Origin of the sequence: Clostridium sp. 1001275B_160808_H3, from assembly GCF_015550425.1 — a bacterium.
GTDB lineage: Bacteria > Bacillota > Clostridia > Clostridiales > Clostridiaceae > Clostridium.
Genome location: NZ_JADNAT010000019.1, coordinates 36,889 through 54,069, shown reverse-complemented (window position 1 = coordinate 54,069; position 17,181 = coordinate 36,889). Strand labels below are relative to the sequence as shown.

Below are 17,181 nucleotides of genomic sequence, written 5' to 3'. Positions count from 1 at the left end.
GAGATGGTTTAAATGAGCAATGACAATAATTTAAAAAGTAATAGTGTTTATTATTTAACTAAAAGATTTATATATATATTTATGACAAATATATATTTCTTAATAGCAATATCTCCCTTTATAGCTTATTTCATATTTTCAGGTAGCAATCTTTCAATTTATATCCTATCATTTTTGGGAATATTAATAGGACCTGCGCTTTCCACAATGTTTTCAGTTTTAGGCAGGGTAATCAAGGGAAATGAAACAGATTCAAAAAAAGATTTTCTGTATTTCTATAAATTAAACTTCCTACAAGGTATTTTTGCTAGTACCATAATAAGTATTATACTTTTAATGAGTTATTTAGATATAGAACATTTCTTTAAAGCTGGAGTGAATATTCTTTCATATATATTTATAGCAATTGCTATTTTTGCACTTGCAATTAGTTTATATGTATTTCCTATTATTGCAAGAATAAGTGCTAAAACAAAAGATGTATTTAGACTTGCTATTACATTAACATTTAAGAAGTTTTATATAACACTTACTGTTCTTTCAATAATAATAATAGCTTTATTTACAATAAAATTTTTAAAAATATCCTTATTAGGAGTATTATTTGGACCAATTGCGTTAGCATATTTAATTTTAATTCTAGAAAAAAATATACTAATAGATGCAGAAAATTATTTGAAGGAAAAATACAACAGTTAAATTGTTAATGATAATAGCTAAGATAAATAAAAATGTTCCATAAGCTAGATAGCTGTGCAAAGAAGTATTAGGCTTATTCTACATATTTTATTTATCGTAGTCTTTACAGTAAAAAAATAATAAACTGTATTAAAAATATCTAGGGTTAAATGTGCAATTATCCATGATAAATATATGAAATTTTATGGGTAAATTGCAAAATTGATTATGATATTTTTAGTGCAGTTTATTTTTGCTTAATGCAGCTAAACCTTGTAAACGTAAGGCTTTCGCATGTGAGAATGTGTGGGATCAATAGGTGTTGATACTGGAGAAGAATACCTATTAAATTTTACTTTTTAATCCTCTAATTTTTATATGAAAACATATACATTTTTATAGGTATGAAGAATTTATTAATGAGACTATTATTATATTAACAGTTGAAGTAAAGGTTGAAGAAAATGGAGGGATAAATAATGCAGCTGGTTAAAAATGTAGACTTAAAAACTGAAAGTAAACCTAAAAAGAAAAAGAAGAAAATTACATGGGATAATATTAAGAAGCAGTGGGTACTAATAGCAATGTCCTTCCCCTTTGTATTGTGGGTAATTATTTTTAAGTATTTACCTTTGTTTGGATGGACTATGGCATTCCAAAATTATAAGCCGAAGTTATCTTTTTTTGAACAGGAATGGGTAGGATTCAAGCACTTTATAGATTTATTTAATGAACCATTATTTTATGAATCCTTAAAAAATACTTTAGGAATGAGTGTTCTAGGATTGATATTTGGTACAACATCTGCCATTTTATTTGCTTTACTTTTAAATGAACTTAGATATACAAGGTTTAAGAAAACGGTACAAACTATTTCTTATTTACCTCACTTTATCTCTTGGGTTGTTGCAGCTGCTTTAGTAACAAATATTTTATCTCAAACAGGAATAGTTAATGAATTATTAATGAAAATAAACATTATTTCAGAGCCAATTAAATTCTTACAAAGCCCAAATATGTTTTGGGGAATAGTTACAGGATCAGATGTTTGGAAGGAAATGGGCTGGAATGCAATTATATATTTATCAGCCATGACAGCAATAGATCCAGAGCTTTACGATGCGGCAAAAGTTGATGGAGCAGGAAGATTCAGAAGAATGTTCAATATAACATTACCTCTAATAAAAAGTACAATATTAGTTTTATTAATAATGAGTATAGGAAATATATTAAATATTGGATTTGAAAAGCAAATGTTACTTAGCAATCCGACAGTTGCAAGCAAAGCTTTAGTTATTGATAAATATGCATTAGATTATGGTATTGGAATGTTTAGATATTCATTCGGTACGGCAATAGGTATCTTTAAGTCAGTTGTAGGAATTGTACTAATATTTGCAGCTAATAAGCTTTCTCAAAAATTTAATGATGGAGAGGGAAGCTTACTAAAATAATAGTAAAGCTATATAGGAGGTACTTAGTATGAAATTAAAAAAGAAAAAAGACAAAATTGAAGTATTTGATATAGTATTGATTTTACTAATGTTATTTATTGTAGTTATTACCCTATATCCTTTCCTAAATGTATTAGCAATTTCATTTAATGATGCAACTGATACAGTAAAAGGTGGAATTCACATTTGGCCAAGAGAGTTTACTTTACAAAATTATAAAGAAATTTTCAATGGTAGTAGTAAATTACCGAGAGCCTTTGTAAACTCGGTTTTAAGAACTACAATTGGAACAGTAACAGGTGTTATAGCTACTACTATGGTTGCTTACACATTAAGTAGAAGGGATTTTATGTTTAACAAGTTTGTAACTATATTATTTATAGTAACAATGTATGTTAGTGGAGGGTTAATTCCAGAATATCTAGTAATTAGACAATTAGGATTAGTAAATAATTTTGCAGTATATATTTTGCCAGGATTAATTTCAGCATTTAATGTTATAGTAGTAAGATCATTTATGGATGGACTTCCTGAAGCTTTATATGAATCAGCAGCAATAGATGGAGCTAATGATTGGATTGTATTTAGAAAGATAGTATTCCCACTGTGTTTACCAGTAATAGCAACAGTTGCATTATTTATAGCAGTTGGACAATGGAACAGTTGGTTTGATACTTATATATATGCAAGAACTAATGATAGTTTAACAACACTACAATATGAACTTATGAAAATAATGGACAATGCAGCTGCTACAGTAGATGTTCATAATCCAAATCTACAAAATACGGCAAGGTCAAATCCAGAATCAATAAAGATGGCTATAACGATGGTTGCAACAGTACCAATTTTAATGGTGTATCCATTTGTACAAAAGTATTTTGTATCAGGTATGACATTAGGAGCAGTAAAAAGCTAGTAACTAAAAACTCGAGAATAGATTAGCAAGATTATAGAACAGTTATGGAAAACTTTAAAATGATTTTTCAAATATGATAATTGTAATATCATCATTCTAATAAGGTTTAAATACAAGAGTTCTTATAAAGATTATAAAATAGGCAAATAATATAAAAATTCAGTTTTTATAAGAGAACTTGTTTAAATAATAAAATAACTAAATAATAAGATTTCTATTTTTATAAGCCATAGAGGGTAAAAAGATTAGGAGGGAAAATAATGAAGAGGAGAAAAATTTTATCTTTACTTTTAGCAGGGTTAGTAACTGCATCAATATTTGTTGGATGTGGTAAGAAAGAGGATGGTAAGCGTTCGAAGTTAGACGAAATGGATAAGTCACCTATAACATTTACAATTTTCTCAGCAGACTTATCAGAAGATATTGCATTTACGGATGATGTTGCTAAGAAAATAACAGAATTAACAGGTGTTACTTTAAAATTTGAACACCCAGTAGCAGGTGATACTCAAGCTGTCCCACTTATGATAGCAGGTGGAGAATATCCAGATTTAATTTATGCCAAAAGTGATACTTCAAAACTTGTAGATGCAGGAGCTGTTATAGCATTAGATGACTATATAGAAGAAGGTGGAGATAACTTAAAAGCATTATATGGAGACCAATTAAATAGATTGAGATATAACAATGAAGATCAATCAATATATACAGTAGGTACTTATGGAGTTACAAATAAAATATTTGACCCATCAGGTACAATGCAACTTCAACATCAAGTTTTAAAAGAACTTGGATATCCTGAAATAAAAAATATTAAGGATTATGAAAAGGCTATAAAAGATTATCTAGCTAAAAATCCTACAACAGAAGATGGACAATCTAGAATAGGTTTATCACTAATGGCTAGTGATTGGAGATGGTTACTTACAGTAGGAAATATTGCATCTCTTGCAGCAGGTATTCCAGATGATGGACAATTTGCTGTAAACGATGAAACTGGAGAGGCAAATTATAAGTTCTTACTTCCAGAAGTAAAAGAATATTTTAAGTGGTTAAATCACATGAATGCAGAAGGATTATTAGATCCAGAGTCTTTCACACAAAAGGAAGATACTTATAGAGCTAAAATAGCAGCTGGCAGAGTAGTGGGTTTATCAGATGCATACTGGGATTATCAATCAGCAGCAACTAGTTTAATTGCAGAAGGAAAAGACGAGGCAACTTACGCTAAACTTCCTGTTGTAATAGATGAAACTAAATACAAGGATCAAAGCTTAAAAGATTATGGATTTAGCGGTGGTTGGGGTATTGCAATTACTTCAAGTTGTGAAGAGCCAGAAAGAGCATTTCAATTCTTAGATTGGTTAGCATCAGATGAAGCACAAATACTTTTAAACTGGGGGATTGAAGGAACACACTATACTGTAAATGCAGCTGGAAAGAGAGAGTTCTTACCAGAAATCCAAAAGCAAAGAAATACAGATGCAGATTTCTCTAAGAAAACTGGGGTTGGTTTATACGCATATCCATTCCCACAAAGAGGTATTGGAGCTTTAGATTCAAATGGAGATACTTATTCACCAGATACATTGGAGAACAAGATGGCAAATTACACAGAAGCAGAAAAGGAAACATTAAAGGCTTATGGTGCAGAAGCTTGGCCTGAATTATTCCCTAAGGCAGAAGAATTAGGAATTTCTAATCATGGACAAGTATGGCAATTAAGTATTCCAAGTGATAGTGATATAGCTATAATCCAAAAGAAAGCTGATGATTATGTTCAACAAGCAGCAACTCAAGCAATCCTTGGAGCACCAGAAAACTTTGATAAGGCTTGGGATGAAATAGAAAATACATTAAAGTCCTATGAAATTGATAAATTAAATCAAGGAATAACTGAATTAATAAAAGATAGATTAGAATTATGGAATAAATAATAGAAAAGAAAATCTTAGCATGATAAATAATATCTTTAAATTAAAATAAGAAAAGATTGCTAGCTCTAAAAAATTGAGTTAGCAATTTTTTTATTAAATATATATGAATTATATTATTAAGTTTAACAATACTAAACTTTTAATTTTTTAACGCATCTATACAGTGTCTATATTAAAGTGAAATGAATATAATAGAGTATATTAAAATAAAGATGGAGATAAAGCTGACATGGATAAAATACTATTTTCAGGAGAATATACTCTTTTTTTATTTTTAATTTTGATTATTGCTTTAGTTTTAGTTGCTAGGTTGATATTAAACTATATTTTTAAATGTGATTGTAAAAGTGGAACTAAGAAAGAGTATAAAAGTAATACAGAAAACATAATGTATAATGCAATACAAAATAGAGAGTTTGAGATGTATCTTCAACAAAAATATGATTTGCAAAATGAATGTATAGTAGGTGCAGAATGTTTAGTTAGATGGAATACAAAATCTAATGGAACTATTAGTCCTAATAACTTTATTCATATATTTGAGAAGAATGGTTTTATAGTAAATTTAGATATTTATATGTTTGAAGAAGTATGTAAAATTATTAATAGATGGGAAAATAATAATTATAAAGTAATTCCATTATCAGTTAACATATCTAGATTTACTTTAAGTCAAGGAGACTATTTTATGGAAAGGGTAAAAAAATTAATAGAGGCTTATAACATTAATACAAATCTAATTGAAATTGAAATGACAGAAAGCGCTATGTTAGAGGATTCCAATGATATAATTAATATATTAAATGATATAAGAAATCTAGGTATCAAAATATCCTTAGATGACTTTGGAGCAGGATATTCATCATTAAATATTTTAAAAAGCTTACCTCTAGATGCAATAAAATTAGATAAACTTTTTTTAGATAAAAAAACTATATCATCTAAGGGAAGTGTAGTATTAAAAAATATTATAAAACTTGCAAAGGAATTAAACCTAGGAATTATTGCTGAAGGTGTGGAATTTAGAGAGCAAGCAATGTTTTTGAAAAGTATAGGATGTACAATTGTACAAGGATATTTATATGGAAAGCCTGTTAAACTTAGTGAGTTTGAAAAAAATCAATTTATTTCTAATAGTTAATTATAGTCAGTTATCTATTTGGAATAGATTCTGTTCATATTATATATTATTAATAATTTAATCTAAGTAGAAAAGAACAGGATGAATAATAAAAAAAGTGTATTTTTATAATGATGAGGGATGTCGTAGACATCTCTTATTTTATTATGCAAGAATGCAAACCTTATTTTTGTTAGATTATAATGCAAATGTATGTTTAATATTAATTATATGTTTAATATTAATTAGAAGATAAAAATTTGTAAGAGTTATTTCAACTTATATGATAAATTATAAAATTAGATAGGCAAATAAATTAAGGAAAGTGGTTAACTGTTCTATAATACAGTAAAAATATTCTAGGGAACATATTTAAGAAAACTTTTAAATTAAATTGCTATATGATATCATAGACTAAAAGTTAGGATATAAATTGATATGAAATTAAGAGAGACGTGAATAAAAATTTAAGTTAAAGATAGAATCTTGATTTACATATCAAATAGAAAGTAAAAAACAGATTTTTATATAAAAAGCGCATATATAAATTTATGTAGTGATAGAGAATTATAAGGGGGAAGGTTAATGAATAACAAAGGAATAGTTTTTTTTGATGTAGATGGAACTTTAATAGATTGGACAAAGGGTATATATGCTCCAACAAAAAATACAAAGGAAGCTATAAATAAGTTAAAAGAAAATGGCTATTTAACTGTTTTGGCAACAGGAAGGCCTAAAAATTCTATTACTAATGAAATAGAAGATTTAGGTTTAAATGGATATATAGCTTCTAATGGGGCTTATGCAGAAATTGAAAGTAAAGTAATATTTAATGAATGTATTGATAATAAAAAGCTTAAAGATGTATTAAACTTTCTTGAAGAAAATAATATAGTGTATATTTTAGAAGGACAAGAAAGAAATTATGTTTTAGATATAGATAATGAAAAAGTTATAGATCTTGTAACTAGAGCAAATCTAGGTATTGAGAACTTTACAGAAGATTGGGATAAAGAAACTGTAAAAACAAGTAAAATAATATCTATAGGACAAGATGAAAATTCTTATAAATTAGTTTGTGATAAATTTAAAGGCGAAGGTCTGGCATTTATGGCAAACCAATTTGGTAACACTTTTGAAATATATGTATCTAAATATACAAAGGGCTATGGAGTTGAACATTTATTAGAAAAGCTTGGAATAGATAGAGAAAATGCTTATGCTTTTGGAGATGGTGAAAATGATATAGAAATGTTCCAAGTTGTAAAGCATGGTATAGCTATGGGCGGATATCATAAAGGGTTAGAGGAACATGCATTTGATTTTACAGAAGATGTTGAAAATGAAGGTATAGAAAAGGGATTAAAAAAATTAGAATTAATATAAATAGTATTTGTATTATATAAAGTAAATTAAATAAGACTAACTAAATAAAATTAATTAAATAAGGCGAATTAAATAGCTATTAAAATTAAATTAAATACTATTTAGCTTTAGATTAGTATAGAAGAAATTTTATATATAAGTAGTGATAGTATATAAATTGGAGGGATTTTATGAGACTTGCAATAATTGGTTTAGGGGAAATAGCTAAAAAAGCTTATTTACCTATTTTAACAGTAAAAGAAGGTGTGGAGCTTTTTATTTCAACTAGAAATAAAACTGTATTAGATGAAATATCAAATAAGTATAATATAGACAGAGCATATAATAACATTGAAGATTTAATAAAAGAAGATATAGATGCAGCAATAATTTCAACACATGCAGATGGACATTATGAAATAGCTAGAAAGCTTATAAAAAAAGGCGTTAATGTATATATAGACAAGCCACTTAGCTTCAATATTGAAGAAAGCAAAGAAATAGAAAGCTTAGCAAAAGAACATAATGTTATTGCTATGGTTGGATTTAATAGAAGATTTTGCCCAAAGGTTAAAGAACTTAAATCCAAAGGAAAAGCAGACATAATTATAATGCAAAAAAATAGAGCATATCCACCAGGCGATACAAGAAGATTTATTGTGGAAGACTTTATACATGTTGTTGATACATTAAGATTTTTAATGGATGAAGAAGTTAAAGACATCGATATAAATTATCTAAAAGATGGAAATGATCTTCATAATGTAGTAGTAACATTAAAAAGCAATAATACAACTGCAGTGGGAATAATGAATAGAACTGCAGGTATTACAGAAGAGAATATTGAATACATGGTAAAGGGAAATAAATATATTGTTGAAGATTTAGTTGATATTATAGAAGTAAATAATAATGGTAGAACAAAGACTAGTTTTGGCGGTTGGGACCCAACATTATACAAAAGGGGATTTGAAGATATAATAAATCACTTTATAGAATCTGTAAAAAATAAATCAATACCAAATCCATCAATAAGTGATTCAATAAAGACACATGAAATTTGCGAGAATATAGTAAATTATATAACTTGTGATAATAAATAAGGATAAGTTATTAATTTTAAATTATATAGTTTAATTAAGTAATTTTAATATTTAAAACATAAAAATGCTAGAGTAAATAGAATGATAAAAATATCTATTTATTCTAGCATCTTTTTTGTTTCAAATTTTTTTCTTAAAGAATACAAGCTTAAAATAGATATAGTTATATTATGCAATAAAAGGAGTATATGTAGAGAAGTATTTATATTAAGTTACTTAATATCCTTAATTAGATTAGACACAGATTAAGCTAAATTTTAACTTAATAGCTTTATAGTAAAAAGTTCAATAAATACCAAATATTCTGAAAGTAGTTTGACAATCTGACAACTTAATGTTACTATAAGGTTGTTACTGGAATTAGGAGGTAATTTATGATTGAATTTAGAAATATTAAAAAAAGCTACAAAAATAACATTATATTAGAAGATTTTAATTTAAATATAGAGGATGGAAACTTAGTTGTTTTAATAGGATCAAGTGGTTGTGGTAAAACTACTTTATTAAAAATGATAAATAGATTAATAGAATCTACTTCAGGAGAAATATTAGTTAATGGCAAAAATATAAAAGAAATGGATCCAATAGAGCTTAGAAGAAGTATAGGATATGTAATTCAGCAAACAGGTTTATTCCCACACATGACAGTAAAGGAAAATATAGAAATAATACCTAAGCTTATGGGAAAAAGTGAAGATGAAATAAATAAAAAGACAATAGATTTATTAAATATGGTTGGATTAGAGCCGGAAAAGTATAGTGATAGATATCCAGTAGAGCTAAGTGGTGGACAACAACAAAGAGTTGGAGTTGCAAGAGCTTTTGCAGCTGATGCTGAAATAATATTAATGGACGAGCCTTTTAGTGCATTGGACCCAATAACGAGAACAGAGCTTCAAGAAGAGTTATTTAATATTCAAAAAGAATATAAAAAGACTATAGTTTTCGTAACTCATGATATGGATGAAGCTATAAACTTAGCAGATAAAATATGTATTTTAAAAGATGGTAAAATACTTCAATATGATACTCCAGAAAATATTTTAAAAAACCCAGCAGGAGAATATGTTGAAGAATTTGTTGGTAAGAATAAAATTTGGACAAAGCCTGAAATGATTAAAGCAGAAGATGTTATGATATCAAAACCAGTAACAGTTGGTCCAAAGAGAAACTTGCTTCAAGCAAGAGAAATAATGAGAGAAAAGAAAGTAGATAGCTTACTTGTTATAAATAGAGTAGGAACCTTATTAGGATATGTTACATTAGAAGATATTCAAAAGATATCAGAAAAAAATAAATTAGTTGAAGAAGCTATGAATAAAGAACCTAAGTGGGTTTCAGGAGATACTAGCCTACCAGAATTATTAGAAGTATTTAATAATTTAAAGAAAGGATACTTACCAGTTTGTGATGAAACTTCTAGATTACTAGGATTAGTAACAAGAAGTAGTTTAATATCAGTTTTAAGTAGTCAGTACATCGAGATGGGAGGCGATAATTAATGAGTACTTTTATAGAACAATTAATGACTAAGAAATCGGAAATCTTCTCTCTTTTATTAGAACACGTACAGCTTACAGTAGTGGCAGTTCTAATAGCGGTAGTAATTGGTGTACCTTTAGGTATATTTATAACTAAGAATAAAAAAATAGCTAACTTTGTAATTGGATTTGCGAACTTAACTCAAGCTATACCAAGTTTAGCTATATTAGGATTCTTGATACCAGTTATAGGCATAGGGTCAGCACCAGCTATAACAATGGTAGTGTTATATTCTATGTTACCTATAATAAAAAATACTTATACAGGAATAACAAATATAAATCCAGATATGCTAGAAGCAGCAAAGGGATTAGGAATGACTAGCGGACAAACTCTTAAGCTTATAAAAATCCCTCTAGCAATGCCCGTTATGATGGCAGGTATAAGAATGGCAGCAGTTACAGCAGTTGGACTTATGACAATAGCAGCCTTTGTAGGGGCAGGTGGTCTTGGATATTTAGTATTCTCAGGTATTCAAACAGTAGATAATAACCTTATACTATTTGGTGCAATTCCAGCAGCTATATTAGCTTTAGTTATAGACTGGATAACAGGAAAAATAGAAGCAGCTACAATGCCAAATGGAATTAAAAAATCAGATGGAACTATGAAAGTTAAAAGAAATGGTTCAAATAAGAATAAAAAGAGAAATATAATTATAGCTTCTGTATTGGTAATAGTAATTTTAGGTGGGGCACTAGCAACAAGTATATTATCAAAAAATGATAATAAGATAACTATAGGGTCTAAAAACTTTACAGAGCAAATTATATTAGGAAACATGTTAGAAGAGTTTATAGAAAATAAAACAGATATTTATGTAGAAACAAAATTGAATTTGGGGGGAACTCAAGTAGCATTTAGTGCATTAAGATCTGCTGGAATAGATATGTATGTTGAATATACAGGCACAGGATATGTAAATATACTAAATATTAAAGAGCCTAATTCAAATACTGACGAAGTTTATAATGTAATGAAAGATAGATTTAAAGAAGATTATGGGATTGAGGTATTAAATCCAATGGGGTTCAATAATACTTATGCAATGGCAGTAAGTAAAGAAACAGCAGAAAAATACAATTTAAAAAATACATCAGATTTAGCAAAGATATCAGGAGATTTAATTGCAGGACCTACAATAGAGTTTGCTAACAGAGAAGATGGATTGCTAGGACTTAACAAAGCGTATAATATAAACTTTAAAGTTGTTAATCCTATAGATGGTGGTTTAAGATATACAGCTTTAAACAGTAATGAAACTCAAGTTATTGATGCATTTACAACAGATGGATTAATAGAGCAGTTCAATTTAACTGTTTTAGAAGATGATAAGAGCTTCTTCCCTCCATATTATGCAGTTCCTATTATAAAAGAAGAAACTTTAGAAAAATTCCCAGAGCTAAGAGAAGTTCTAAGTGAATTAGATGGAAAGCTAACTGATGAAAAAATGAGAAAATTAAACTATGAAGTAGATGTAAATAAGAGAGATGCAAAAACAGTTGCAAGTGAATTCTTAAAATCAGAAGGACTGATAGAGTAATTGATAATGGACAATGGATAATGCATAATTGAGGAGATAACTCAGACAAGCAGGTAGAATTAGATAATTGAGAATGAACAATGCATAAATTATGATATAATTCATATAGCTGAATTGTAACATGTTATAAGTTAATTTAGTGAATACAGTAGATATATTTGTGAAAGAATAAATATATTTACTGTCTTTTTATAAAAAGTGAATAAAATTCATGTTTCATAATTATTACTAATTACAAAACATGAATATTCCCTCCAATATACATTGAAATTTATGTCGATTGTTGATATAATTAAAATCTATTTTGAAAAATATTTACTTTTTATATAGAAGTTTTTTGGAGGGTTTGCAATGCCAAAGAGAATTGCCATTTTAGGTGGGCCAAGATGTGGAAAAACTACATTAATACAACAACTTTATGTAGATATGAAGATTAGAGATTTAAATGTAGGAGTAGCAACAGAGTATAGTACAGATTACCTAAGAGATAAAGGTATGATAGAAAACATAGCTGAGCAATATGGAATTTATTTAGGACAACTTCATTTAGAAGAAAGTTTAAATGATTTTGATTATGCATTAACAGATTATGCTACCTTTGTACCATACATATATGCTAGATTTATGCTAGGTGATAAAAAAAGAACAACAAAAGAAATTGAAATATTAAAAGATCTTTATGTGTTAGCTTTAAGAGATTTACCAAAGTATGATCACATATTCTTTGTACCAAGAGAATTTGGTTATTCAAAAGACGGAGTAAGATGGCAGGACGAAGAAGTAGCACAAGCTGTGGACAAGGCTATATTAAGTTTCTTAGAAGCAGAAAATGTTAGATATACAGAAATAACAGGATCAACAAAAGAAAGAGCAGAAAAAATATTAGATATCGTAGGAGTGTCTCAAGAGATAAATCTAGATATGGCTAAGTAAAATAAAAGTGTCTACGAAAATTGATTTAAAAGTCATTTTCGTAGGCATTCCATTTTTTAATGATGTTTTATTTAAAAGCAAATTTAATTAATATAAGCAAGAATAATATACATAAGACAAAATGATACTACTAATAGTTCTATTAGATACTACAAAATTTATTATTAAGCTATATTAATTGAAATATTTAGAAAGTATCAACATAAAAATAAAATTTATTAACTGAAAATTGTGGATAAAAAAATATTATTTGTTGATAATTTTCAGATTTTTTTAAATTAATAAAAAATAAAATGAAATAAGACTTTAAATTAATAAAAAATAAAATAAGACTTTCAGAGGCTACTTAATAGGTAGGCTTTTTTTATTTCTTAAAATCATCAGACTATTAAAATGAAATTTATGTATTCAACCTTCTTTAGGTGCTGGGAATAGATATGTAGGTGAAAATAATCTTCTATTTTTAATAGATAGAAGAAATACATAAATTTATTAGCTATGTATATCAGTTCTTTTTCTATACACTAGAAGAGTTAGAAATTTAGATCATTTGTGCAGGATAAAGAATGAAAAAATAATGCTGGATTTATAATCAGTATAAGCTCTTTTTTATTATTGAAAAAGTTAAATAAACATTTATAAAATAAATATTTATACAATAAACATTAAACAGGTATGCAATAAACATTTGATTTAGAAATAGTACAATTGTTGAGGAAAAATACTTATGCTAATATAAAAATATGAGAAATATAAAAATATGAGAAATTATTAGTAGATTGTGTTAGTTTGTTATCCTAATATAATCTACCATATTGCAAATATTAATGAGAGGTGTTTTTATGACTAAACTATATTTAACAAGACATGGAGAAACAGAATGGAATGAAAAAGGAATAATGCAAGGGTGGGGAGATTCTCCTTTAACAGAGCTTGGAATTAAGCAAGCTGAATGGCTTAGAGATAGAATGAAGGATACACATATAGATGTTATTTATGCAAGTCCAATAGGAAGGGCTTATAATACGGCTAAAATAGTAAAAGGAGATAGAAACATACCTCTTAAAGCTAATGATGGTTTAAAAGAAATTAGAATAGGTGGATGGGAAGGCCTAAATCAAGAAGAAATGAAAAGCCTAAGTGAAGAAAACTACTATAACTTTTGGAATGTTCCATCAAAATATATTCCAACAGGAGATGGAGAAAACTTTTATGAAGTTAAAGAAAGAGCTTTCAAAGCAATTAATGAAATATTAGAAAAAGAAAAAGGAAAAAATATTTTAATCGTAACTCATACTATCACTTTAAAGTCATATTTATGTGAGCTAGAAAAAAGAGATATAGACACTTTATGGGATCCACCGTTTATAAAGCAGACAAGCCTTACAGAAATAAACTTTACAGAAGATGGTTATGAAATGCCATTAGTTGCTTGCATGAAACATCATGAATATGCAAAGAAAGAATTTAACGAATTTAAATAAATCGTGAAATAATTATTAAGATAACTAGATATGCTTATTACACAGTCTATTTATCTTCTTAAATTATATTTATAATTTATATTAATAGTGAAATAGTGAAATAGTGAAATAGTGAAAAGTTAATGTATATCTGATTTAGATAAGATTCAGTAGAGAGGCTTTAACTTTTCACTATTTTGTTTTTCAGAATACTCGAGGTCTGTTTTAAGAAATTGTTGTTAATGGTATTAGCATAACTTTAAGTATAATTAATTATATCCAATTGGTTACTGTTAAATTTCAGAGACATGTCTCATATGGCTTTAAGTATAATTAATTATATTTAAATGTATTTATAGCAGGAAGAACTATTTAGAAAAATATAACTAAATAATTTTACCAACAATCTTTTAAAACAGAAAGATATAGTATGAAAATATAATCACCAACAATCTTTTAAAACAGAAATATATACTATGAAAATACTAATTGCCAACAATCTTTTAAAACAGAAACATATAGTATGAAAATATAATTACCAACACGTTTTTAAAACAGAGTATTATGTAATGAAAATATAGGAAACAACGATGTTTAAAAATAGAATAAGATAAAAATTATAGATGATTAAAAACTTAAATATAGTGATATACTTAACTTAATAATTGGAATAATATATAATAAAATATAATATATGTGATGATTTTAAGGTTAAGGGTGAGACTATGAAATTGTTAAAGAATTTAAAGATTAATAAAATAGATAACTTAATTTCACTATCTGTATTTGGGAGTTATGGTACAAAGTATTGGAGAAGTGGCGATAGTGATATAGATATATTTGTACTAATGGCAACACGAGAAGATATTATGGATGAAATTGATCTAGAAGAAATGCTTTTACCAGTGTTAAAGGATTACTTTAGTTATGAAGATATACATTTAACATTTTTAAGTATAAGTGATTATGATAGTAGGTTAGCAAGACAATACTTAGATAGTAAAGATAAACTGATTATAGATGAAATTAAAGAAATTGATTTTAGATTATATGTAAATAAATACTTAAGAGAAAATGAGTGGATTATAAGAAAAACTAGAGAAGATAATAAAATATTGGAGGATATAAATGGTAGCAGCATATTATAAATATAAAAAGGATAGTATTAATTTAAAGTTTAATAGTGCAAAAGATACACTTAAATTAATGCAAGGAGCTATAAAAGAATATAAGTCATCAAATTCAATTTACTTAAGAAGATCAATAATTGGATATTTTCAAGATTTTACTGAGTATATAATAGATATGTCAGAAGCATATTTAGTTATAACAGGCAATTATGTTGATGGATATTCAGGTTTAGAATTAATTAAAAGATCTAATTTATATGGGTTTATAGATGAAAACTTAACAAAATTTTTAGTTTCTGCTGTAATATTGAGAAATAGATATACACATGATTATTATAAGAGAGAAAGAGTAGAAAATGATATATTAAATTATGCAATCTCAAAGATGGAGTTATTAGAGATATTTCTACAATTAACTGAAGAAAAAATTAGACTTGATGCTAAAAATATAAAATGATAATAATTATAACGATTTTTTGACTAATTTAGGAGAGGTTAAAAATGAGTGATTTAAAATATGAATTTCTACCAGAAGTAAATTTAGAAAAAATTTTAGAGAATGAAAGTAGTAATTTTACTGAAATAATAGGTGATTCACCATGTCCTCGCTGTGGTTGTATTGCAATTCCAAATAAAGGTGATGCTAAAATAGCAATAAATTATATTTTATTGCTATTTTTAAATTTTAACTCAGCTTTCCTGAGCTATTTCAATAACTTTTTCCCTCTTTCACCTTTAACTTTTTACTCTAATGAACTTCTTTCATTTTTCTAAAAGCAAGTGGAGTTTTCCCATGAACTTTCTTAAACATCTTTACAAAGTTTCCGCAATAGTTATAACCTATCATTTTAGAAATCTCTTCAATACTAAGGTCTGTTGTAGATAATAAATTTTCGGCAATAGTCATTCTAATTGAATTAGTGTATTGGCTAATAGACATATGATATTTTGCTGAAAATCCTGCTTTTAATTTTTGTTCATTTAAAAATACCATCTTACTTAAGCTTTTTATAGTAGGAGGATTACAAGCTTCCATTGTCAAAATCTCATAAGCTTTTTGTATTGCATTAGCATCAGAAGCTGTTAAAGCAACTTTTCTGTTTTTACCAATCATTATATCCCCATAATGCAATTGATTTGTAAAAGTATTTTCAGGTGAAGAGTTAACTTCTTTTGATATTAATGCAACAGCTTCTAATATCTTGCTTTCTAAATATATTGGAGTTAATTCATCAGCTTGAGCTAAGTTTCTTAACTGCTGAACGATGGTTGCAATTTCAAGAGGAAGATATCTATATGTATAATTAAAGTCAAAATTATTAAAATCAATAATATTAGTAAAATTAGGTTTAAGAACTTCATCAAAATATTTTTTGTAAATAGTTATTTCTGCTCCATGAAAATGTTGACCTTTTTTCCAAACCTGAGTTCCTTTTAAATTCTTCTCTACAACAAAAAAAGAAGATGGAGTAAATGATGAAACAGGGTTATTTTCTATTTTAAATTTTGTTACTCCTGTATAAACAGTCCCAAATCGCATTATCTCATCTTGATGATCAAAAGAAAGAGAAAAATCTTGAGCAATAGTATAATCACCAATTCCAAAATCATAATATCCTTCACGACTATATTTAATAAAATATCCAAGTTCAGGTCTATCTTCATTTTTATATATAGTGTAATTACCCATAGGGTATGAAGAAAAAATCATATTATTTAGTACTATCTTTTGAAATTCATGAGTAGATCTCGATATCATTTGTTTTCATCCCCCTTAGTTATATTTTCTACAGTTAAAAATAAATTTTTCATAAAACTTTTTCTTTAGGTAATAATATTAATAAACTTTTCAGCCCTTCAGTCTGTGCTATTTTTATTTGCTTAAATAAGTATAATAATTGTTTATTATATATTTCAATCTAGATTGTAAACTGAATTACAATAATCTTTATAAATATTATAGCAGAAAAACTGCTTATTTTTATATAAAAATT

At 27.0% G+C, this 17,181-nt stretch carries 15 protein-coding genes; 14 read left to right on the top strand and 1 reads right to left on the bottom strand.

The window, feature by feature from the left end:
* The first annotated feature begins 12 nt into the window (after nucleotides 1-12).
* The 14 genes from I2A75_RS13865 to I2A75_RS13800 all read left to right on the top strand — a co-directional run bounded on the left by I2A75_RS13865 (nucleotide 13) and on the right by I2A75_RS13800 (nucleotide 15,961).
* Nucleotides 13-699, top strand: a complete 687-nt coding sequence (locus I2A75_RS13865; protein ID WP_195265502.1) for a DUF624 domain-containing protein — start codon at nucleotides 13-15, stop codon at nucleotides 697-699.
* A 458-nt stretch (nucleotides 700-1,157) separates the two neighbouring features.
* On the top strand, nucleotides 1,158-2,132 hold the full coding sequence (locus I2A75_RS13860) for an ABC transporter permease subunit (RefSeq protein WP_195265500.1): 975 nt from the start codon (nucleotides 1,158-1,160) through the stop codon (nucleotides 2,130-2,132).
* Nucleotides 2,133-2,160: 28 nt separating this feature from the next.
* Nucleotides 2,161-3,051 carry a carbohydrate ABC transporter permease gene (locus I2A75_RS13855; protein ID WP_195265498.1) on the top strand — a complete coding sequence of 297 codons (891 nt, stop codon included), beginning with the start codon at nucleotides 2,161-2,163 and terminating at the stop codon, nucleotides 3,049-3,051.
* A gap of 260 nt (nucleotides 3,052-3,311) precedes the next feature.
* On the top strand, nucleotides 3,312-4,988 hold the full coding sequence (locus I2A75_RS13850; RefSeq protein ID WP_195265496.1) for an ABC transporter substrate-binding protein: 1,677 nt from the start codon (nucleotides 3,312-3,314) through the stop codon (nucleotides 4,986-4,988).
* A gap of 229 nt (nucleotides 4,989-5,217) precedes the next feature.
* Nucleotides 5,218-6,129, top strand: a complete 912-nt coding sequence (locus I2A75_RS13845; RefSeq protein ID WP_195265494.1) for an EAL domain-containing protein — start codon at nucleotides 5,218-5,220, stop codon at nucleotides 6,127-6,129.
* A 564-nt stretch (nucleotides 6,130-6,693) separates the two neighbouring features.
* The gene (locus I2A75_RS13840) at nucleotides 6,694-7,494 is read left to right on the top strand and encodes an HAD family hydrolase (RefSeq protein WP_195265492.1); all 801 of its coding nucleotides are present in this window, start codon (nucleotides 6,694-6,696) and stop codon (nucleotides 7,492-7,494) included.
* 170 nt (nucleotides 7,495-7,664) lie between these two features.
* The gene (locus I2A75_RS13835; RefSeq protein ID WP_195265490.1) at nucleotides 7,665-8,576 is read left to right on the top strand and encodes a Gfo/Idh/MocA family oxidoreductase; all 912 of its coding nucleotides are present in this window, start codon (nucleotides 7,665-7,667) and stop codon (nucleotides 8,574-8,576) included.
* A 374-nt stretch (nucleotides 8,577-8,950) separates the two neighbouring features.
* Complete coding sequence (locus I2A75_RS13830; RefSeq protein ID WP_195265488.1) at nucleotides 8,951-10,078, top strand: ABC transporter ATP-binding protein; 1,128 nt, start codon at nucleotides 8,951-8,953, stop codon at nucleotides 10,076-10,078.
* Nucleotides 10,078-11,661 (top strand): glycine betaine ABC transporter substrate-binding protein, encoded by a 1,584-nt coding sequence (locus I2A75_RS13825; protein WP_195265486.1) that lies wholly within the window; start codon nucleotides 10,078-10,080, stop codon nucleotides 11,659-11,661. The genes I2A75_RS13830 and I2A75_RS13825 overlap by 1 nt, the downstream gene beginning before the upstream one ends.
* Nucleotides 11,662-12,012: 351 nt before the next feature.
* Nucleotides 12,013-12,594 carry an ATP-binding protein gene (locus I2A75_RS13820; protein ID WP_195265484.1) on the top strand — a complete coding sequence of 194 codons (582 nt, stop codon included), beginning with the start codon at nucleotides 12,013-12,015 and terminating at the stop codon, nucleotides 12,592-12,594.
* Nucleotides 12,595-13,436: 842 nt separating this feature from the next.
* Nucleotides 13,437-14,078, top strand: coding sequence for a histidine phosphatase family protein (locus I2A75_RS13815; protein ID WP_195265482.1), 642 nt, complete (start codon nucleotides 13,437-13,439; stop codon nucleotides 14,076-14,078).
* A 704-nt stretch (nucleotides 14,079-14,782) separates the two neighbouring features.
* Nucleotides 14,783-15,205, top strand: a complete 423-nt coding sequence (locus tag I2A75_RS13810) for a nucleotidyltransferase domain-containing protein (protein WP_195265480.1) — start codon at nucleotides 14,783-14,785, stop codon at nucleotides 15,203-15,205.
* Complete coding sequence (locus I2A75_RS13805) at nucleotides 15,186-15,644, top strand: hypothetical protein (RefSeq protein ID WP_195265478.1); 459 nt, start codon at nucleotides 15,186-15,188, stop codon at nucleotides 15,642-15,644. Before I2A75_RS13810 ends, I2A75_RS13805 begins: the two co-directional genes overlap by 20 nt.
* A gap of 44 nt (nucleotides 15,645-15,688) precedes the next feature.
* Nucleotides 15,689-15,961 carry a hypothetical protein gene (locus I2A75_RS13800; RefSeq protein ID WP_195265476.1) on the top strand — a complete coding sequence of 91 codons (273 nt, stop codon included), beginning with the start codon at nucleotides 15,689-15,691 and terminating at the stop codon, nucleotides 15,959-15,961.
* On the opposite strand, the gene I2A75_RS13795 is transcribed toward I2A75_RS13800, so the two are convergent.
* On the bottom strand, nucleotides 15,936-16,946 hold the full coding sequence (locus I2A75_RS13795; protein WP_195265475.1) for an AraC family transcriptional regulator: 1,011 nt from the start codon (nucleotides 16,944-16,946) through the stop codon (nucleotides 15,936-15,938). The two genes, I2A75_RS13800 and I2A75_RS13795, sit on opposite strands and share 26 nt — an antisense overlap.
* Nucleotides 16,947-17,181: the final 235 nt, after the last annotated feature.